Genomic DNA, 16,657 nt, shown 5'->3' with positions numbered 1-16,657 from the left:
GGCGCGGGGCGGCGCAGGCGGGCGTGCCGGGCGGGGCGGCGGGCGCGGACGGGCGGCGGGTCGCGGAGGAGAGCAGGGGAGGAGGGTTGCGGCCGGGGGCCGCCCCGGTCAGCGGCGGACCGTTCGCCGGGCCTCGCGGGTCGCGGCGCGCGGGTCGCCCGGGAGGGGCGTGCCGTGGCCGGGCAGCAGCAGGGTGACGCCGGTCAGCTCGTCCAGCCGGTCGAGGGAGGCCAGGGCCGCGCCGCTGTCCTGGGTGAAGCCCCGGCAGACCAGTCCGGGCCCGGTGTGCCCGGTCAGGCCGTCGTACGTGACCAGGGCGTCGCCGGTGAAGAGCAGCCCGCGCTCGGGGAACAGGTAGCCGGTGCTGCCCCCGGTGTGGCCGGGCAGGGCGACGGCCCGCGGCGTGCCCGGGACCTCCGCCAGCGGCTCCTCCCCGGTGAGGACGCGCACGTCGGGGACGGCGGGCGCGGTGAAGCCGCCCGCGCGGGCCAGGTGCAGCGGGGTGGCGAGCGCGGCGGGCCGCCGCAGCAGGTACGGCAGCATCGAGCGCTCGGCGCGCGCGTGCCGCAGGGCGCTGCGGGGACCGTCGCGCAGGATCGGGGCGTCCGCCTCGTGCACCCAGATGTCGGCACCGGCCCGCCGCAGGGCGTGGGCGAGCCCCGTGTGGTCGGGATGGCCGTGCGTCACGAGGACGGCCCGGATGTCGGCGGGCGTCCGGCCGGACCCGGCGAGGTGGGCGCGGAGCTGCCCGAGGTGGGCGGGGAGCCCGGCGTCGACGAGGACGAGCCCGTCCCCCTCCTCGACCAGGTAGAAGTTGACGACGTCGTCGCCCAGGCGGTGGACGCCCGGGGCGACCTGCCGACCGGCGCCGGGGTGAGGGGAGCGCGACATGGGATTCCTCCTGCGTCACGGCGCCTGCCGCCCCCTGCCCGGACGGCGGCGGGGGTGCCTCCCCGCGTCGTCGGACGGCGGGGACCGGCGCCGGGCGACTATTCGATACAGTCGACTGTAATGGATGTGCCGGGCCCGCCGCACGCGGGACGGGGAAGGGAGACGCGATGTCCGGGGACGCCCCACGGCGGCCGTACGACTCCGGACGCAGGAGGGAGGCGGCGGACCGCAACCGTGCCGCCGTGCTGGCGGCCTGCCGCGAGCTGTTCCTGCGCGACGGCTACCGGCCCACCACCGTGCGCACGGTGGCCGAACGCGCCGGTGTCTCACCCGAGACGGTCTACAAGACGTTCGGCGGCAAACCGGGCCTGCTGAAAGCCCTCTGGGACGTCACCCTGGCCGGGGACGACGAACCGCTGACCATGGCCGAGCGCCCCCAGCTCCGGCAGGTGCTGCAGACACCGGACCCGCGGGAAAAGCTGCGCCTTTACGCCGCGTTCGTCCGGGGCGTCCACGAACGGCTCGCCGCGCTGTCCGCCCTGCTCGCCGGGGCCGGTCCCGACGCCGCCGAGGTCCTGGCCCGCAGCGAGGAGGAACGGCTGACCGGCGTGACCGCCTTCGTCACCCACCTCTCCGCCACAGGCGCCCTGCCCCCCGGCGCCGACCTCGCCCGTCTGGCCGACTCCTGCTGGACCCTGACCGACCCCCACCCCTACACCCGGCTCACCGCCGATCGCGGCTGGTCCGCCGAGGCGTACGAGGACTGGCTGGCGGGACTCCTCAGTGCCGTCCTGCTGGAGCCGCCCGCGGGCCCAGCCCGGACCGCCGTCGACGGTGGGTGAAGCCCTGACCAGAGATCGGGTGGAGCCCTGCCCAAGGATGGGGGCACGGGTCCGTGCCGTGATCCCGCGCGGGGCGTCACAAGGGCTGCGGGAACGGCTCATAAGCGCTGTAATACGGTCGTGGTCAGTCAGGGTGCCGCCGAGCGCAGAGCGAGAGCGACGCGAGCCGTGGTTGCCCTGAAGACGCTCGCCGGGGACCCGGCCTCCCCCGAACGGCTGCGCCGGGTCCTGGAGCAGGCGCTCGTCTTCACCGGGGCGACCGTGGCCGCCGTCTACGCGCCCGGACACCCCGGCGAACCCGCCGCCCTCACCACCCCCGCCGACCCCGCCGACCCGACCCGCCCCGCCGACCCGGCCGATCCCGCCGCCGGAGCCGTCCCGCTCCGCCTCGTCGAGTCCGCCGGGGTGCCGAGGACCCTGTACGGGCTGCGCGAGAGCTATCCCGCCGACGGCCGCTCCCCGATCGCCGAGGCCTGCCGCGGCGGGCGGCCCCTGTGGCTCACCCCGGACCAGCTCGCCGACGGCCCCGAGGGCGCCCGGATGCCCGTCCGGGACGTCCATCTTGCGGTGCTGCCCGTCGGCGACGGCACGCCGGGCGGCGCGGGCGGCGGACTCCTCGCGGTGAGCGAGCACCCCGACGGCTTCGACGCCGAGGACCGTGCCTGCCTCCACCTGGTCGCCGAGGCCGTGGCCCTGCCCGCCCCGGCCCCGCCCGGCGCGCCGGAGGACCTGCGCCCCGACGCCTTCAGCCTCGCCATGGACACCGGCCGCGTCGACGTCGGCGACGAACTCCTCGACCTGTTCGGGCTGCGCCGCGAGGACTTCGACGGCCGCGTCGAGACCCTGCTCGGCCTCACCGTCCCCGACGACCTGCCCGCCCTCATGTCGGTCGTCGAGGCCGACCACATGCCGATCGGCGAGCGCGAACTGGAGTTCCGGGTGGTGCGCCCGGACGGCCCGCCCCGTTGGCTCCAGCTGCGGGGGCGGCTGCTGCCCGGCGGCACGGGCCGCTCGGCCCGCCTCGCCGGGACCGTCGCGGACGCCTCCACCCTGCGCTCCGACGTCACCGACGTCGCCCGCGTCCAGCGGCTCGCCGCCGCCCTCGCCACCGCCGGGACCGTGCGCGACGTCAGCAAGGCCGTCGTCGCCGCCCTGCGCGCCCCGCTGCGCGCCGACCGCATCGCCCTCGCCGAACTGGAGAACGACCGCCTCGTCGTCACCGTCCTCGACCCGCCCGAACCCGAGTCCTGGCCCGAACTGTGGCGCCTGGAGTGGCGCGCCGAGTGGCCCGACGCCCCGGTCCGCGCCATGCCCACCCTCGCCGGAGCCCTCCGCGAGGGGCGCGCCCAGATCTGGCCGGCCGGGACCGCCCTCGAACCGGCCCTCGCCGAGGTCGGCCCCGGCGGCCTCGCCGTGCTGCCCCTGTCGGCCGCGGGCCGGATGGCCGGTGCCTGCCTCATCGGCTGGGACGCCCCGCACGACTTCGGCCCCGACGAACGCGCCCTGCTCACCGCCTCCGCCGGACTCGTCGGCCAGGCCCTGCTGCGCGCCCACGCCTTCGACGCCGAGCACGAACTCGTCGCGATGCTCCAGCGCCAGCTGCTGCCCCGCCGCCTGCCGGAACTCCCCGGCGGCACCGCCGTCGCCCGCTACCTCCCCGCCACCGCCGGCCTGGAGGTCGGCGGCGACTGGTACGACGTGATCCCGCTGCCCGACAACCACGTCGCCCTCGTCATCGGCGACGTCCAGGGCCACAGCACCGGCGCCGCCACCCTCATGGGCCAGATGCGCACCGCGCTGCGCGCCTACGCCGCCGAGGGCCACCCGCCCGACGTCGTCGTCTCGCACGCCAACCGGCTCCTGCTGGAGCTGGAGACCGACCTCTTCGTGACCTGCTGCTACGTCGACGTCGACATGGAGGCCGGGACCGCCTGGAGCGTCCGCGCCGGACACCCCCCGCCCGTCCTGCGCCACCCGGACGGAGCAACGGAGACCGTGGAGTCCGAGGGCGGTCCGCCGCTCGGCGTCGTCAGCCAGGCCGACTTCCCGATGACCCCGCTGCGGCTGCGGCCCGGCACGGTCGTCGCCCTCACCACGGACGGCCTGGTCGAGTCGGCCGAGCTGGACATCGACACCGGCATGGCCCGCCTCGCCGACGGCCTCGCCGCCGCCGACCCCGCCCAGCTCGACCTGGTGGCCGACGCCCTGCTCGGCGAGGCCCACCGCGGCGACGACGTGGCCCTGCTCCTCATGCGCTACGACGGCATGGCCGTCCGCCCGCTGCGCGAGGGCTGGACCGTGTGGCGGGTCCCCGAGGCCGCCCGGCACGCCCGCCGCTTCACCCGGCGCACCCTGCGCACCTGGGGCGTGCCCGCCGACTGCCTGGACACCGCGCTGCTCGTCGTGTCCGAGCTGGTCACCAACGCCCTCGTGCACACCGACGGCCGGGTCCGCCTCGACCTCCACCTGGTCGGCGGACGCCTGCGCGTCGCGGTCACCGACGCCTCGCCCCGCACCCCCGTCCAGCCCACCGACCCGGGCTGGGAGGCCACCGGCGGACGCGGCATCCTCCTCGTGGAGGCCGTGTCCGAGGCGTGGGGGACCCTGCCGGTCAGTGGCGGCAAACAGGTGTGGAGCGAGATCCTGCTGGGCGCCTGAGCGACCGTACGGCGCCCGCGGGGCGTCACGGGGTGTCCGGGACCGAACGCCGGGTACCCGCCGTCCATGAACCTCATCGCCACCGCCACACTCGCGGCAGCCGGGAAGTCCGCGCTGGCCACCGTCGCGTTCGTCGTCGTGGGTGTCGTACTCGTCGGCGGCCTGATCTGGGCCTTCCGGCTCGGCGCCCGCATCCGCAGCCGCGAACCCGCGCCGCCGCGCCCCGAGGAGCAGCCGCGGCTGCCCGCGGACGGACCGGTCCGCGAGAGCCACGAGCGGCGCGAGCCCGACGAGCTGCCGCGCTCCGCCGACGGCACCCGGCTGCGCCCGCACGAGCTGCACCCGAACGGCGGCCGTGACGCCCGGACCCCCGGCGACGGCGAGAGCGGCGGGAACGCGCCGCGCCCCCGCTGGGACACCCACTGAGCCACCGGCCCCGTACCGGCGCCCGGCTCGCCCCCGCGACGAACGAGCCCCGACCACCACCCACCGAAAGGCGTTGACCCGCAGTGACCGCGACCCCGCACCCGTACCCGAGCGCCGAGGAGATACCCGCAGCGAGCACCACCCCCGACGCGGCGACCGCGCCCGCCGAGCCCACCCCGCCGGAGACCGGCTGGTCGCGGGCCCGCCGTCTGCGCCGCGCCCCGTCCGCGCCGCGTACCTCCGTGCCCGCCCGCGAGGCCTCCGGGACCGCCGTCGGCGGCGCCCGGCCCGCCCGGTCCGGGCCCGAGGGCCACATCGTCCGGGGTGAGGACTGAGGCGGGGCGACCGCCTCCGCCCCCCCGGCCGCGTACCGGACATCTCGGGCGGGCCGATCCGGGCGACCGCGGCTAGGGTGAGCCAGATGAAGGCTCTCGTGCTGGCCGGTGGCGCCGGGACACGACTGAGGCCGATCACCCACACCTCGGCCAAGCAGCTCGTGCCGGTCGCCAACAAGGCCGTCCTCTTCTACGGCCTGGAGTCCCTCGCCGACGCGGGTGTCACCGAGGCCGGAGTGATCGTCGGGGAGACCGCCGACGAGATCCGCGCGGCCGTCGGCGACGGCACCCGCTTCGGCCTCCACGTCACCTACATCCCGCAGGAACGCCCGCTGGGCCTCGCCCACGCGGTGATCGTCGCCCGCGACTGGCTCGGCGACGACGACTTCGTGATGTACCTGGGCGACAACTTCATCGTCGGCGGCATCACCGCCCTCGTCGACGAGTTCCGCCGCACCCGCCCGGCCGCCCAGATCCTCCTCACCAGGGTGGCCGACCCCCGCGCCTTTGGCGTCGCCGAACTCGACCAGGCCGGGAACGTGGTCGGGCTGGAGGAGAAGCCCCGCAACCCGCGCAGCGACCTCGCCCTCGTCGGCGTCTACCTCTTCACCCCGGCCGTCCACGCCGCCGTCCGGGCCGTGCGTCCGTCGCGGCGCGGGGAGCTGGAGATCACCGACGCGGTGCAGCACCTGCTGGACTCCGGCGCCGAGGTGCGCTCCACGATCATCAAGGGCTACTGGAAGGACACCGGCAACGTCGTCGACATGCTGGAGGTCAACCGGACCGTCCTGGAGGGCGTCGAGCGCCGCATCGACGGCGAGGTCGACGAGGCCTCCGAGACCGTCGGCCGGGTGGTCGTCGAGGCCGGGGCCCGCGTGGTGCGGTCCCGGATCGTGGGGCCCGTCGTCATCGGCGCCGGGACCGAGATCCGCGACTCCTACGTCGGCCCCTTCACCTCGGTGGGGGAGCACTGCCGCATCACCGACAGCGAGGTCGAGTTCTCCATCGTGCTGCGCGACTCCTCCATCGAGGGCGTCGGCCGCATCGAGAACTCCCTCATCGGCCGGCACGTCGAGGTCACCCCCGCGCCCGGGGTGCCCACCGCCCACCGGCTCGTCCTCGGCGACCACAGCAAGGTGCAGATCCACTCATGAACATCCTCGTCACCGGCGCCGCCGGTTTCATCGGCTCCGCCTACGTCCGGGGCCTCCTCGCCGACGGCCCCGACGGTGCTGGCGGCCCCGACGGTGCTGAAGGCACCGATGCCACCGACGCCCCCGCCGGTCTCGGCGCCCCGCCCGACCTGACCGTCACCGTCCTGGACGCCCTCACCTACGCGGGCAGCCGCGCCAACCTGCCGCTCGGCCACCCCCGCCTGGAGTTCGTCCACGGCGACGTCTGCGACCCGCAGATCGTCGACACCCTCATGGCCCGCGCCGACCAGGTGGTCCACTTCGCCGCAGAGTCGCACGTCGACCGCTCCATCGAGGGCGGCGCCGCGTTCGTCCGCACCAACGTCCTCGGCACCCAGACCCTCCTCGACGCGGCCCTCCGGCACGGCGTCGGCCCCTTCGTGCAGGTCTCCACCGACGAGGTGTACGGCTCCCTGGAGACCGGCGCCTGGACCGAGGACCAGCCGCTGAGCCCGACCTCGCCGTACGCCGCCTCCAAGGCCGCCGCCGACCTCGTCGCCCTCGCCCACCACCGCACCCACGGCCTCGACGTCCGCGTCACCCGCTGCTCCAACAACTACGGGCCCCGCCAGTTCCCCGAGAAGGTGATCCCCCTGTTCGTCACCCGCCTCCTGGACGGCGAGCGGGTCCCGCTCTACGGCGACGGCCGCAACGTCCGCGACTGGCTGCACGTCGACGACCACTGCCGCGGCATCGACCTGGTCCGCACGAAGGGCCGCGCCGGGGAGGTCTACCACCTCGGCGGCGGCACCGAACTCACCAACCGGGAGCTGACCGGGCTGCTCCTCGCGGCCTGCGGCGCCGACTGGGACCGCGTCACCCACGTCGAGGACCGCAAGGCCCACGACCTGCGCTACCGGGTCGACTGGACCAAGGCCCGCACCGAACTCGGCTACCGGCCCCGCCGCGACTTCACCGAGGGCCTCGCCGCCACCGTCGCCTGGTACCGCGACCACCGCGCCTGGTGGGAACCCCTCCCGGCGTCCGCGCGGACCGCCCGCACCGGGGCGGGGCGGCCATGAGGTGGCTGGTGACGGGCGCGAACGGACTCCTCGGCCGGGACACGGTCGCGGAGCTGACCCGACGCGGCGAGCAGGTCACCGGCCTCGACCGCGCCGCCCTGGACGTCACCCGCCCCGACGCCGTGCACCGGGCCGTCCGCGACCACCGCCCCGACCTCGTCGTCAACTGCGCGGGCTGGACCGCCGTCGACGCCGCCGAGACCCACGAGCCCGACGCCCTCCGCGTCAACGGCGACGGCCCCCGCCACCTCGCCGAGGCCTGCGCCGCCCACGACGCCCGCCTCCTGCACGTCTCCACCGACTACGTCTTCGGCGACCGCGCCCGCCGCACCCCCTACCCCGAGGACCATCCGCCCGCCCCGCGCTCCGCCTACGGCCGCACCAAACTGGCCGGGGAACGCGCCGTCCTCGACACCCTCCCCGGCACCAGCGCCGTCGTCCGCACCGCCTGGCTCTACGGCGTCCACGGCCGCAGCTTCGTCCGCACCATGCTGGAGCGAGCCGAGGGCGACGGCGTGGTGGAGGTGGTCGACGACCAGCGCGGCCAGCCCACCTGGAGCGCCGACGTCGCCGACCGGCTCGCCGACCTCGGCCCCCTCATCGGACCGCACGCCCACGGCGTCTTCCACGCCACGGCGGCGGGCGAGGCCACCTGGTACGAACTGGCCCGCGAGGTGTTCCGCCACGTCGGCGCCGACCTGGAACGGGTCCGGCCCGTCACCTCCGCCGCCTTCCCGCGCCCGGCGCCCCGGCCCGCCTACTGCGTCCTCGGCCACGGCCGCTGGCGCGAGGCGGGCCTGGAACGCCCGCGGGACTGGCGCACCGCGCTGCACGCCGCCCTGCCCCTGATCCGCGAGGAGACCCGAGGAGTCCCCGAGTGAAACGTCACGACTTCCTGCGCGGCCTGCACCAGGTCACCGCCAACCGCACCTATCTGGAGATCGGCGTCAACGACGGCCGCAGCCTGCGCCTGTCACGGGTGCCCAGCGTGGCCGTCGACCCCGCCTTCAAGGTGACCTGCGAACTCCGCTGCGACGTCCACCTCGTGAAGGCCACCAGCGACGACTTCTTCGCCCGCCGCGACCCGCTCGCCCACCTCCGCGGCGGCCGCCACCCGCTGCGCAACCTCGCCCGCGGCCGCCACCCCCTCGGCCACTGGCGGCGCCCCGTCCTCGACCTGGCGTTCATCGACGGCATGCACCTCTTCGAGTACGCCCTGCGCGACTTCACCCACGTCGAACGGCACGCCGACTGGTCCAGCGTGATCGTCTTCGACGACATGCTGCCGCGGAACGTCGACGAGGCCGCCCGCGACCGGCACACCACCGCCTGGACCGGCGACGTCTACAAGCTCGCCGCGATCCTCGCCCGCCACCGCCCCGACCTGGTCACCGTCCTCGTCGACACCCGGCCCACCGGCCAGCTCCTCGTCTTCGGCGCCGACCCCCGCAACCCGGTCCTGCGCCGCGCGTACGGGGAGATCGTCACCGCACACGACACCCCCGACCCGCAGCCGGTCCCCGACGCCGTCCTGAAGCGGGTCGGCGCCGTCCGCCCCGAGGACCTGCTCCGGGCGGGCTTCTGGCGCCCCCTGGTCCGCGCCCGCGACCACGGCCTCAGCCGCGCCCGCGGCTGGGAACCCCTGCGGCGCGCGCTGCAACCGTTCGCCGCCCACGCCTGACGCCTGACGCCCGGCGGCGCGGGCTACCGGGTGAGGCTGTCGAGCCGTTCGTAGTGCGCCACGCACGCCGCGTACGACGGCAGCAGACCGGACTCCTTCGCCTGGGCCAGGGACGGTGCCCGCGCGTCCTTCGGGGAGAGCAGCGGGCGCGGTCCGGCGGGCCAGGCTATGCCGAGGCCGGGATCGAGGGGGTGCACGCCGTGCTCGCGCCGGGGCGCGTAGCCGGTCGAGCAGAGGTAGACCACGACCGCGCCCTCGGTCAGCGCCAGGAAGGCGTGCCCCAGTCCCTCCGCGAGGAAGAGGGCGCGCCGGGTCACGTCGTCCAGCCGGACCGCCTCCCACCGGCCGAAGCCGGGCGAGCCGACCCGCAGGTCGACGACGACGTCCAGGACGGCCCCGCGCAGACACGTCACGTACTTGGCCTGGCCCGGCGGGACGTCGGAGAAGTGCACGCCGCGCAGGACGCCGCGCCGGGAGACCGAGCAGTTGGCCTGGGCCGGGTCGAGGCCGTGCCGGGCTGCCTCGCGCAGGTCGTCGGAGCGGTACCACTCGTGGAAGCTGCCGCGTTCGTCGGGGTGGACCTCGGGCTCGCGCACCCAGGCCCCGTCGATCTCCAGTGGCCGCACGGCGTCCCTCCTCTCCTGCGCGGCACCCGGACCGGCCTTCCCGTACGGTCCGGGTCCCGCTAGCGGTCGCCTCTCCTCAGCATCCGGTGCAGGAGCCGCCGTGTCCTGCGGACCGCCCGCCGGGCCCCGCCCGGCCGCACCGCGTGGACCGCCCGGACGCCGTCGCGCCCGGCCCGCAGCGCCACGGGCAGCGGATGGAAACGCGGCTCGGGCGGGGCACCGGAACCGTCCCGGTCAGGGGGTTCGGGCGTCAGGCACAGGGCCGCCCGCCAGGTCCGCCCGGCCAGCGCGCCGACCGGCAGCACCGCCTCCAGACGCCCGCCGGGGGAGAGCCCGGCCAGCACCTCGTGGGTGGCGCCCGGCCCGGTCAGCCGCAGCAGCATCCCGGTCTCCTCGGGCACGTACAGCGGCAGGTCGGCCCGCAGCCGGTCCCCGGTCACGCCCACGTCGCCGGGCCGCAGCCGCCCGAGCCCCAGCCGGGGCCCGGCCCGCCCGACGTCCAGCGCGAGCGCGGCGTGCCGCTCCGTCCAGTACGGCAGCACCACCCGGCCCGCGACGACCCCCGCGTACGGTGCCGGGCGGCCCTGCCGGGGTGCCGGGCCCAGCCGGACGTCCTTCGTCCAGCCGCCGACGACGACCCGGACGTACACGTCCCACAGGCCCTCGCCCGCCGGGCCGCCCGCGACCGCCCCGGCCGGGTCCAGGTCCGCGGTCGCGCGCAGCACCAGCCGGACCCGCTCGCCGTCCCCGCCGTCGGGCACCGTCTCCCGGACGACCTCCGTCGGCTGGAAGAACTGCGCGCCGCTGACCCGTTCGCGCAGCAGCACGTCGGCGCGGGCCCGCCCGAACCGGCCCTCCGTGTCGGAGCCCAGCCAGCGCACCGCCGCGGCCAGGTCGGCGGGCGGCCACGGCGGGGAGCCCGGCGCGGACGGGAACGTCATGGGGGTGCCCTCGTGGGTGAGCTGCGCGGCGAAGGAGATCCGCAGCACGCCGTCACGCCACCGCACCCCCTCCGGCCCGTCCGGCTCGACCGCGAACGCGATCCCCGCCTCCCAGCGGGCGAACGCCACCACGTCGTCGTAGCGGCCCTCCGCCGTCAGCGCGGCCACCACCCGCTGGGTGGGCGGCAGCGGCGCCGCGACGCCCGGTCCGAACCGTTCGCCGACGACCGCGTGGATCTCGTCGAAGAGCTGCCGCCGGTAGTCGTCCGGCAGCTCCAGGAACCGGCGCCCGCGCAGCCGCTCGACCATCTCCACCCGCAGCCAGCGCCGGAACAGCCGGTCGCGCAGCGGACCGGGCCCGGTGTACCGCTCGACGACGTCGAGGGCCTCGCGCAGGTTCTTGAAGTACCCCACCGGGTCGAAGCGGCGGAAGCCCGCGTTGCCCGCGTCGTCGCGGCGCACGTGGTAGTAGCAGACGTAGTCGCTGAGGACCGCCACGCTGTCGGCGCGCAGATAGGCCTCGGTGACGAAGACGTGGTCCTCCAGCCGGCGGCGGCCCTCGGGGAAGCGCAGCCCGGTGCGGTCGAGGAAGGCGCGGCGGACCATCTTGTGCGGGGTGAGGCTGTCGATCAGCGGCGCGTTCTCCACGGTGGCGCGGGGCCGGTCCACACGGAACAGCTCCACCGGCACCGACCGGCCGCGCCCGGCCATCTTGCCGACGACGACGTCGGCGCCGTGCGCCACCCCGTAGTCGTACATGCGTTCCAGCGCTTCGTCGCCGAGGTAGTCGTCCTGGTCGACGAACATGAGATACTCGCCGGTCGAGGCCGCGATACCGACGTTGCGCGGCTTCCCGGACCAGCCGGAGTTCTCCTGGTGGATCACCCGGACCAGGCCGGGATGCTCGGCCGCGAGGGCGTCCAGCCGGGCGGGCGTGCCGTCGGTGGAGCCGTCGTCGACGAAGACCACCTCGAACGCGTCCGGCGGCAGCGACTGCCGCAGCAGCGACGCCACGCAGTCCTCCAGGTAGGGACCGGGGTCGTAGACGGGGACGATGACGCTGACCTTGACCGGCATCGGGCTCCGGACCCCCTCGGATCGTGTTCCGTACGGCGGCGGGTGCGTGGCCCGATGCTAACCCCGCGGCGGTCGCCGCACCCGTCCTGCGCGTCCGGCCCGCCCACTCGCCCGGCACCCGTCGTACGCTGGCCCCGTGCGCCTGCTGATCATGTCCGACACCCATCTCCCCAAGCGCGCCAAGGCCCTCCCCGGGCCACTCCTGGACGCGCTGCCGGAGGCCGACGTCGTCGTGCACGCGGGCGATTGGGTCGACACCGCCACCCTGGACCTGCTGGAGAGCCGCAGCCGCCGGCTCCTCGCCGTGCACGGCAACAACGACGGACCCGCGCTGCGCGCCCGGCTGCCCGAGGTGGCCCACGCCGAGCTGGGCGGGCTGCGGTTCGCGGTGGTCCACGAGACCGGCCCCGCGCAGGGCCGCGAGGCCCGCTGCGCCGCCCGGTACCCCGACACCGACGTCCTCGTCTTCGGCCACAGCCACATCCCCTGGGACACCACCGCCCCCGGCGGGCTCCGCCTGCTCAATCCGGGCTCCCCGACCGACCGCCGCCGCCAGCCCCACTGCACCTACCTCACGGCCACCGTGGACGCGGGCCGCCTCACCGACGTCGTCCTGCACCGGCTCCCGCCCCGCTGAGGGCCCGGCGCCGTCGGGGCGTCCTTCTGCGATTCTCCGGGAATCCTCTGGGAATTCTCTGGGAGTCGCGCGGTCCGACCGCCCGCGCGGGCGGCGCCTCCGGCGCTCCGCCACGACGTCCCTGAGAGAACGCACAGAAGCGCCCCCGCACTCTCCGGAACGTGCCACACCCGCCTGCCAGGCTCGACGGCGTCCTCGCCCACGCCCTCGCCCCAGTGAAGCGGAGCCGTCGCCTTGGCCGTCACCGCACGCCCCACCGCCCCCGCCGTCCCGGCCCGCCCCGTCCGGCGGCGCACCCCGCCCCGCCCGCCCTCGGCACCCCTCACCGGCCCGCTGCGCCACGCCCTCGACGGCTCGGCCGCGGCGCTGTGCGCGGTCGCCGCGATGTACGCCGCCGCGGCCCTCGCGCTCGTCCTGCTGGACGCCGACGAGGTGGCCCCCCTGACCGCGCTCACCCCGGCCGTGACCGCGATGGCCGTCGGCGGCACCCTCGACGCGGGCTCGGCCGCCGCCACCGGGGCGGACGCACCCGCCTCCGGACTGGCGGGCCTGTTCGGCGGCGGCGGGACGGGCCCCGCCCTGAGCGGCACCGCCGAGGGCGTCCCGCTGGGCGTCACCCTGGTCGGCTCCCTCGTCCTGTGGGCGGTGTTCTCCCGCGGACTGCGCCGCAACCGGTCCGACACCGCGGGTCTCGCCCTGCGGGCCACCGCCGCCGCCGTCACCGCCGCGCTGCTCCTCGCCGTCGTCGCCGGGCTCGGGAACGGGACCCTCACCCTGCCGGACACGGTGGCCGACCGGATGGGCGGCGGCGGCACGGGCGGTGCCGGTGGGGGTGCGGGTGCCGGTGCGGGGCAACTCGGCGGACTGGCCGAGCTGTTCGGCGGGGGCGGGGGAGGCGCTGCCGGTGCGGGCGGCGGGCTGCCGACCGAACTCGCCTTCCAGGTGCACGCGGGTCCGGCCGCCCTGGGGGCCGTCGTCTGGACGTGCCTGGTCCTGCTCCTCGGGTGCCTCCTCGCCCGCCGGGTCCGGCTCCCGCTCGGCGGCGCCCTCGACACCCTGCGGACCGCGTGGGCGCCGGTCCTCACCCCGTTGCTGCGCGCCCTCGCCGTCCTCACGGCACTCCCCCTCCTGGCCCTGGGCGTCCTGGCGGTGCTCGCCGGGGACCGGGCCGCGACGGCGGCGGGCGCCGCGCTGCTGGTCCTGCCCAACGCCGTCGCCGTCTTCACGACGCTGGGCCTCACCACGTCCTGGCGGGCCGCCACCGACCCCGTCCAGAGCGCGGGGAGCAGCCCCCTCGCCGAGATGTTCGGCGGCATGGGCGGCATGGGCGGCATGGGGGGCGGGGAGGGTGCGGGCGGCGGGACGTCGTCGTCGTTCATGACCGCGCGTGCCGTCCGCCTGGACGACCTGGCCGCGGGCGGCCTGCCGCTGTGGGTGGCCGCCCTGACGGTGGTCTCGGCGGCCCTGGTGGTGTGCGGCCGGTCCGTCGCGGGGACGGCGGGGCCCCACCGCACCGGCCTGCTGTACCGGGGGACCGGCCCGCTGGCACCCCATCTCGCGGTGGCCGAACGCCTCGGCTGCGCCGTCGCCGCCGTCACCGGCCTGCTCGCCTGGGTCGCGGGCGCCTCCGCCGCGTTCTCCGTCGAGGTCTTCGGCAGCCCGATGGGCGGCACCCGGGCCCACCTCACCGGCGGCGTGCTCTACACCGTGCTCCTCGGGCTGCTCCTGGGCGCCGTGACCGGCTTCGTCGGCAGCGTGCTGCGCGCGTGGCACCGGCCCGCGGTGTGAGAGGCCTGTCCGGCGGATCAGGGCGGATCAGGGCGGCGCAGGGTGGACCCGGGCGGAGCAGGGTGGAGCGGGCCGGGGCGGACCGAGGCCGAGCGTCCGCCGTACGACCGGTGGCGGCCGGTCAGCGCGGGATGCCGATCTCGAACCAGGTCGTCTTGCCGCGCCCGGACGGGGAGCTGCCCCAGTCGGCGGCGAGCGCGTCCACGATGACCAGGCCCCGGCCGGACTCCGCCTCCTCCTCGGCCCGGCCCGTGCCCAGGACGGCCGAGGGCACCGGGGGACGCGGATCACTGTCCCGGACCTCCACCCGGACCCGGTCGGCACACTCCCGCAGCCGCAGGTCCACCGCGCTGTCGGCGTGCACGAGCGCGTTGGTCACGACCTCCGAGGCCAGCAGCTCCAGATCGTCGAAGAGCGCCGTCAGCTCCCAGTCCCGCAGGTGCTCGCGCAGGAACCGGCGGACGTGGCCGACGCCCTGGAGGTCGTGCCGGTGCACGGAGACGTCCGCGACGCGCTGCCGCTGCCCCGGCCGCGCTCCCTCGTACCGGACCAGCAGCAGCGCGGTGTCGTCGTCGGGCGGGCGGTGCGTGAGGCGGGCGCCGACGAGACGGTCGGCGAGCACCTCCAGGTTCTCCCCGGCGCCCTCGCGCAGCAGATCGGCGAGGCGGGCCAGGGCCGCGTCGGTGCCGAGCCGCCGCGCCTGGAGCAGCCCGCCGGTGAACAGGGCGAGCACCGAACCCGGGCGCAGCACCGACGCGGTCTGCCGGTAGGCGGCCCCGGTGTCGATACCCAGCGGCGGCCCGACGACCTGCTCCGTACGGCGGGACTCGGACCGCCGGGACTCCGATCGGCCGGAGCTGGAACGGTCGGACGCGGGTCGGTCGAACTCTGGTCGGGTGCGAGCGGGTTGCCCGGACGCGGGTCCACCAGGGTCCGCCCGGTGATGCTCCGTCCGGGGGTGCTCCGCTCGGTGATGCTCCGTCCGGTGGTGCTCCGTCCGGCCCGGTTCGCCGACGAGGGGCAGCCAGTGGCCCGCGCTCGAGGTGCGGGCGGCGCCGGTCGCCAGGTCCAGCCAGACACAGCAGCAGGTGGCGTACAACTCGCTCTCCAGCCCGGCGAGGAGACGGTTGGTGCGCTCCAGCACGGCGGCCGGTTCATGACCCTCGGCGGCGTACGCCCGTACGGCGCTGCGGAGTTGGCCCATGACGCCCACCGCGTCCATGGTGTGGCCCTCCACGTCCCCGACGACCAGGCCGATCCGGCCGTCGGGCAGCCGCAGCACGTCGTACCAGTCGCCGCCGACCTCGGCGCCCTCGTTCGCCGGGAAGTAGCGGGCGGTGGTGAGGAGTTCGGGCAGATGCGGCAGCGTGCGGGGGAGCAGGCTGCGCTGCATCGTCTGGGCGAGGACCTGCTTCACCTCGTACGAACGGGCCCGCGCCAGGGACTGGCCGACCTGCTCCAGCATCATCATCAGCATCGCCCGCTCCTCGAAGCCGAGACCGCGGCCCGGCGCGGGGAACTCCAGGACGCAGGCGCCCACCACCCGGCCGCCGGAGATCAGCGGGACATGCACGCGGGTGCCGACCTCGGGATCGCGGCGGGCGCCGGTCCCGGCGCGCCGGATCTCTCCCGGTGTGCTGTGGAAGGAGATCCGCACGTCGGTCACCGTGTCGGTCTCGGGCGTCGCGCGGCTCAGCGGGGTGCCGTCGACGCGGCGCACCTCCTCGCGGGAGAACCCGGTCGCGCCGACCACGCGCAGCAGCCCCTCCTCGGCCAGGCACAGCATCAGCGCCCGCCCGCCGAAGGGCCGCAGCAACTGCTCGCCGGTGATGGCCACCACGTCGCGCGTGAGCACCGCGGCGGCCAGCGCGGAGGTCAGCTTCTGGAGGGCGTACAGATAGGCCGTACTGCCCAACTCGTCCACCGCGCCGTCCTCTTGACCGCCGGAGGCCGTGGGGTCGTGGGGCGGCCGGGGTCCGGCGGGCGGTACGGAGAGGAAGCGGGGCACGGGCGGCACGGTGACCGGGACACCCGCGTCGGCGAGGACGTCGAACTCGCGGGCCACCTCGTCGCCGACGGACCGCAGCAGGGCGAGTTCGTCCGGACCCACCTCGCGCGGCGGCATCCACCGCAGCGACAGCGCGCCGTACCGGCGCCGCGCGGTGCACAGCGGGGCGGACGCCAGCAGAAAGGGGAACGGGCCGTACAGCACGAGCGTCGGGTTGAGGCGTTCGGCCCGCTCCCGCTCCACCGGACCGAACACCGCCAGCTCGCCCGTCCGGAACGCCTTCGCGGTGGCCAGCTCCACCGCGTCGGCCGGGATGACGGGCGGGACCGTGAACCCCAGCGAGGTGTCCACGCTCATCGCGGCCCGCAGCTCCCGTCCGTCCTCCGACACCAGATAGGCCGCGCAGGTCCCCGGCCCCAGCCGCCGGTGCAGCCTCCTGAGCGCCGCGGCCAGCACCGCGTCACGCCGCAGGGTCCCCGGTCGCCCCGGACCGGTGACAGGTGGGGGGAACGTGTCGCTCATGGGTCCACCG

The 16,657-nt window shown here is 76.3% G+C and carries 14 protein-coding genes; 10 read left to right on the top strand and 4 right to left on the bottom strand.

Features of this window, described 5'->3' with window-relative positions; translation table 11 throughout:
- Positions 1-108: 108 nt before the first annotated feature.
- Positions 109-891, bottom strand: coding sequence for an MBL fold metallo-hydrolase (locus ACIQPQ_RS35170; protein WP_401312391.1), 783 nt, complete (start codon positions 889-891; stop codon positions 109-111).
- A 167-nt stretch (positions 892-1,058) separates the two neighbouring features.
- On the opposite strand from ACIQPQ_RS35170, the gene ACIQPQ_RS35165 reads away from it, so the two are divergent.
- The 8 genes from ACIQPQ_RS35165 (at position 1,059) to ACIQPQ_RS35130 (ending at position 9,048) form a co-directional block, all read left to right on the top strand.
- Positions 1,059-1,733 carry a TetR/AcrR family transcriptional regulator gene (locus ACIQPQ_RS35165; RefSeq protein WP_401312389.1) on the top strand — a complete coding sequence of 225 codons (675 nt, stop codon included), beginning with the start codon at positions 1,059-1,061 and terminating at the stop codon, positions 1,731-1,733.
- Between the two features lie 120 nt (positions 1,734-1,853).
- On the top strand, positions 1,854-4,391 hold the full coding sequence (locus ACIQPQ_RS35160) for a SpoIIE family protein phosphatase (protein WP_401312386.1): 2,538 nt from the start codon (positions 1,854-1,856) through the stop codon (positions 4,389-4,391).
- Between the two features lie 66 nt (positions 4,392-4,457).
- Positions 4,458-4,817 (top strand): DUF6479 family protein, encoded by a 360-nt coding sequence (locus tag ACIQPQ_RS35155; RefSeq protein WP_401312383.1) that lies wholly within the window; start codon positions 4,458-4,460, stop codon positions 4,815-4,817.
- Positions 4,818-4,900: 83 nt separating this feature from the next.
- Positions 4,901-5,152 carry a hypothetical protein gene (locus ACIQPQ_RS35150; RefSeq protein WP_401312380.1) on the top strand — a complete coding sequence of 84 codons (252 nt, stop codon included), beginning with the start codon at positions 4,901-4,903 and terminating at the stop codon, positions 5,150-5,152.
- Positions 5,153-5,238: 86 nt separating this feature from the next.
- Positions 5,239-6,306: a glucose-1-phosphate thymidylyltransferase gene (locus ACIQPQ_RS35145; RefSeq protein WP_401312377.1), complete on the top strand. Its 1,068-nt coding sequence runs from the start codon at positions 5,239-5,241 to the stop codon at positions 6,304-6,306.
- On the top strand, positions 6,303-7,367 hold the full coding sequence (rfbB, locus tag ACIQPQ_RS35140; RefSeq protein WP_401312374.1) for a dTDP-glucose 4,6-dehydratase: 1,065 nt from the start codon (positions 6,303-6,305) through the stop codon (positions 7,365-7,367). Before ACIQPQ_RS35145 ends, rfbB begins: the two co-directional genes overlap by 4 nt.
- The gene (gene rfbD, locus ACIQPQ_RS35135; protein WP_401312371.1) at positions 7,364-8,248 is read left to right on the top strand and encodes a dTDP-4-dehydrorhamnose reductase; all 885 of its coding nucleotides are present in this window, start codon (positions 7,364-7,366) and stop codon (positions 8,246-8,248) included. The genes rfbB and rfbD overlap by 4 nt, the downstream gene beginning before the upstream one ends.
- Entirely contained in the window at positions 8,245-9,048 is an 804-nt protein-coding gene (locus ACIQPQ_RS35130) for a class I SAM-dependent methyltransferase (protein ID WP_401312368.1), read from the top strand. Before rfbD ends, ACIQPQ_RS35130 begins: the two co-directional genes overlap by 4 nt.
- 23 nt (positions 9,049-9,071) lie before the next feature.
- Here the strand turns inward: ACIQPQ_RS35130 and ACIQPQ_RS35125 are convergent, their stop codons facing one another.
- Positions 9,072-9,674 carry a dTDP-4-dehydrorhamnose 3,5-epimerase family protein gene (locus ACIQPQ_RS35125; RefSeq protein ID WP_401312365.1) on the bottom strand — a complete coding sequence of 201 codons (603 nt, stop codon included), beginning with the start codon at positions 9,672-9,674 and terminating at the stop codon, positions 9,072-9,074.
- Positions 9,675-9,733: 59 nt separating this feature from the next.
- A complete protein-coding gene (locus tag ACIQPQ_RS35120; RefSeq protein WP_401312363.1) occupies positions 9,734-11,692 on the bottom strand; it encodes a glycosyltransferase family 2 protein in 1,959 nt (652 codons plus the stop codon).
- 136 nt (positions 11,693-11,828) lie between these two features.
- On the opposite strand from ACIQPQ_RS35120, the gene ACIQPQ_RS35115 reads away from it, so the two are divergent.
- The gene (locus tag ACIQPQ_RS35115) at positions 11,829-12,329 is read left to right on the top strand and encodes a metallophosphoesterase family protein (RefSeq protein WP_401312360.1); all 501 of its coding nucleotides are present in this window, start codon (positions 11,829-11,831) and stop codon (positions 12,327-12,329) included.
- Positions 12,330-12,563: 234 nt separating this feature from the next.
- Entirely contained in the window at positions 12,564-14,117 is a 1,554-nt protein-coding gene (locus tag ACIQPQ_RS35110; protein ID WP_401312357.1) for a streptophobe family protein, read from the top strand.
- Between the two features lie 121 nt (positions 14,118-14,238).
- Here ACIQPQ_RS35110 and ACIQPQ_RS35105 read toward each other — a convergent pair whose 3' ends face one another.
- On the bottom strand, positions 14,239-16,647 hold the full coding sequence (locus ACIQPQ_RS35105; RefSeq protein WP_401312354.1) for a SpoIIE family protein phosphatase: 2,409 nt from the start codon (positions 16,645-16,647) through the stop codon (positions 14,239-14,241).
- Between the last annotated feature and the right edge of the window lie 10 nt (positions 16,648-16,657).

It is taken from the genome of Streptomyces sp. NPDC091281, from assembly GCF_044757425.1.
Taxonomy (GTDB): Bacteria; Actinomycetota; Actinomycetes; order Streptomycetales; family Streptomycetaceae; genus Streptomyces.
Note: the sequence above shows the minus strand (reverse complement) of the source record. Positions and strands in the feature narration are given on the sequence as shown.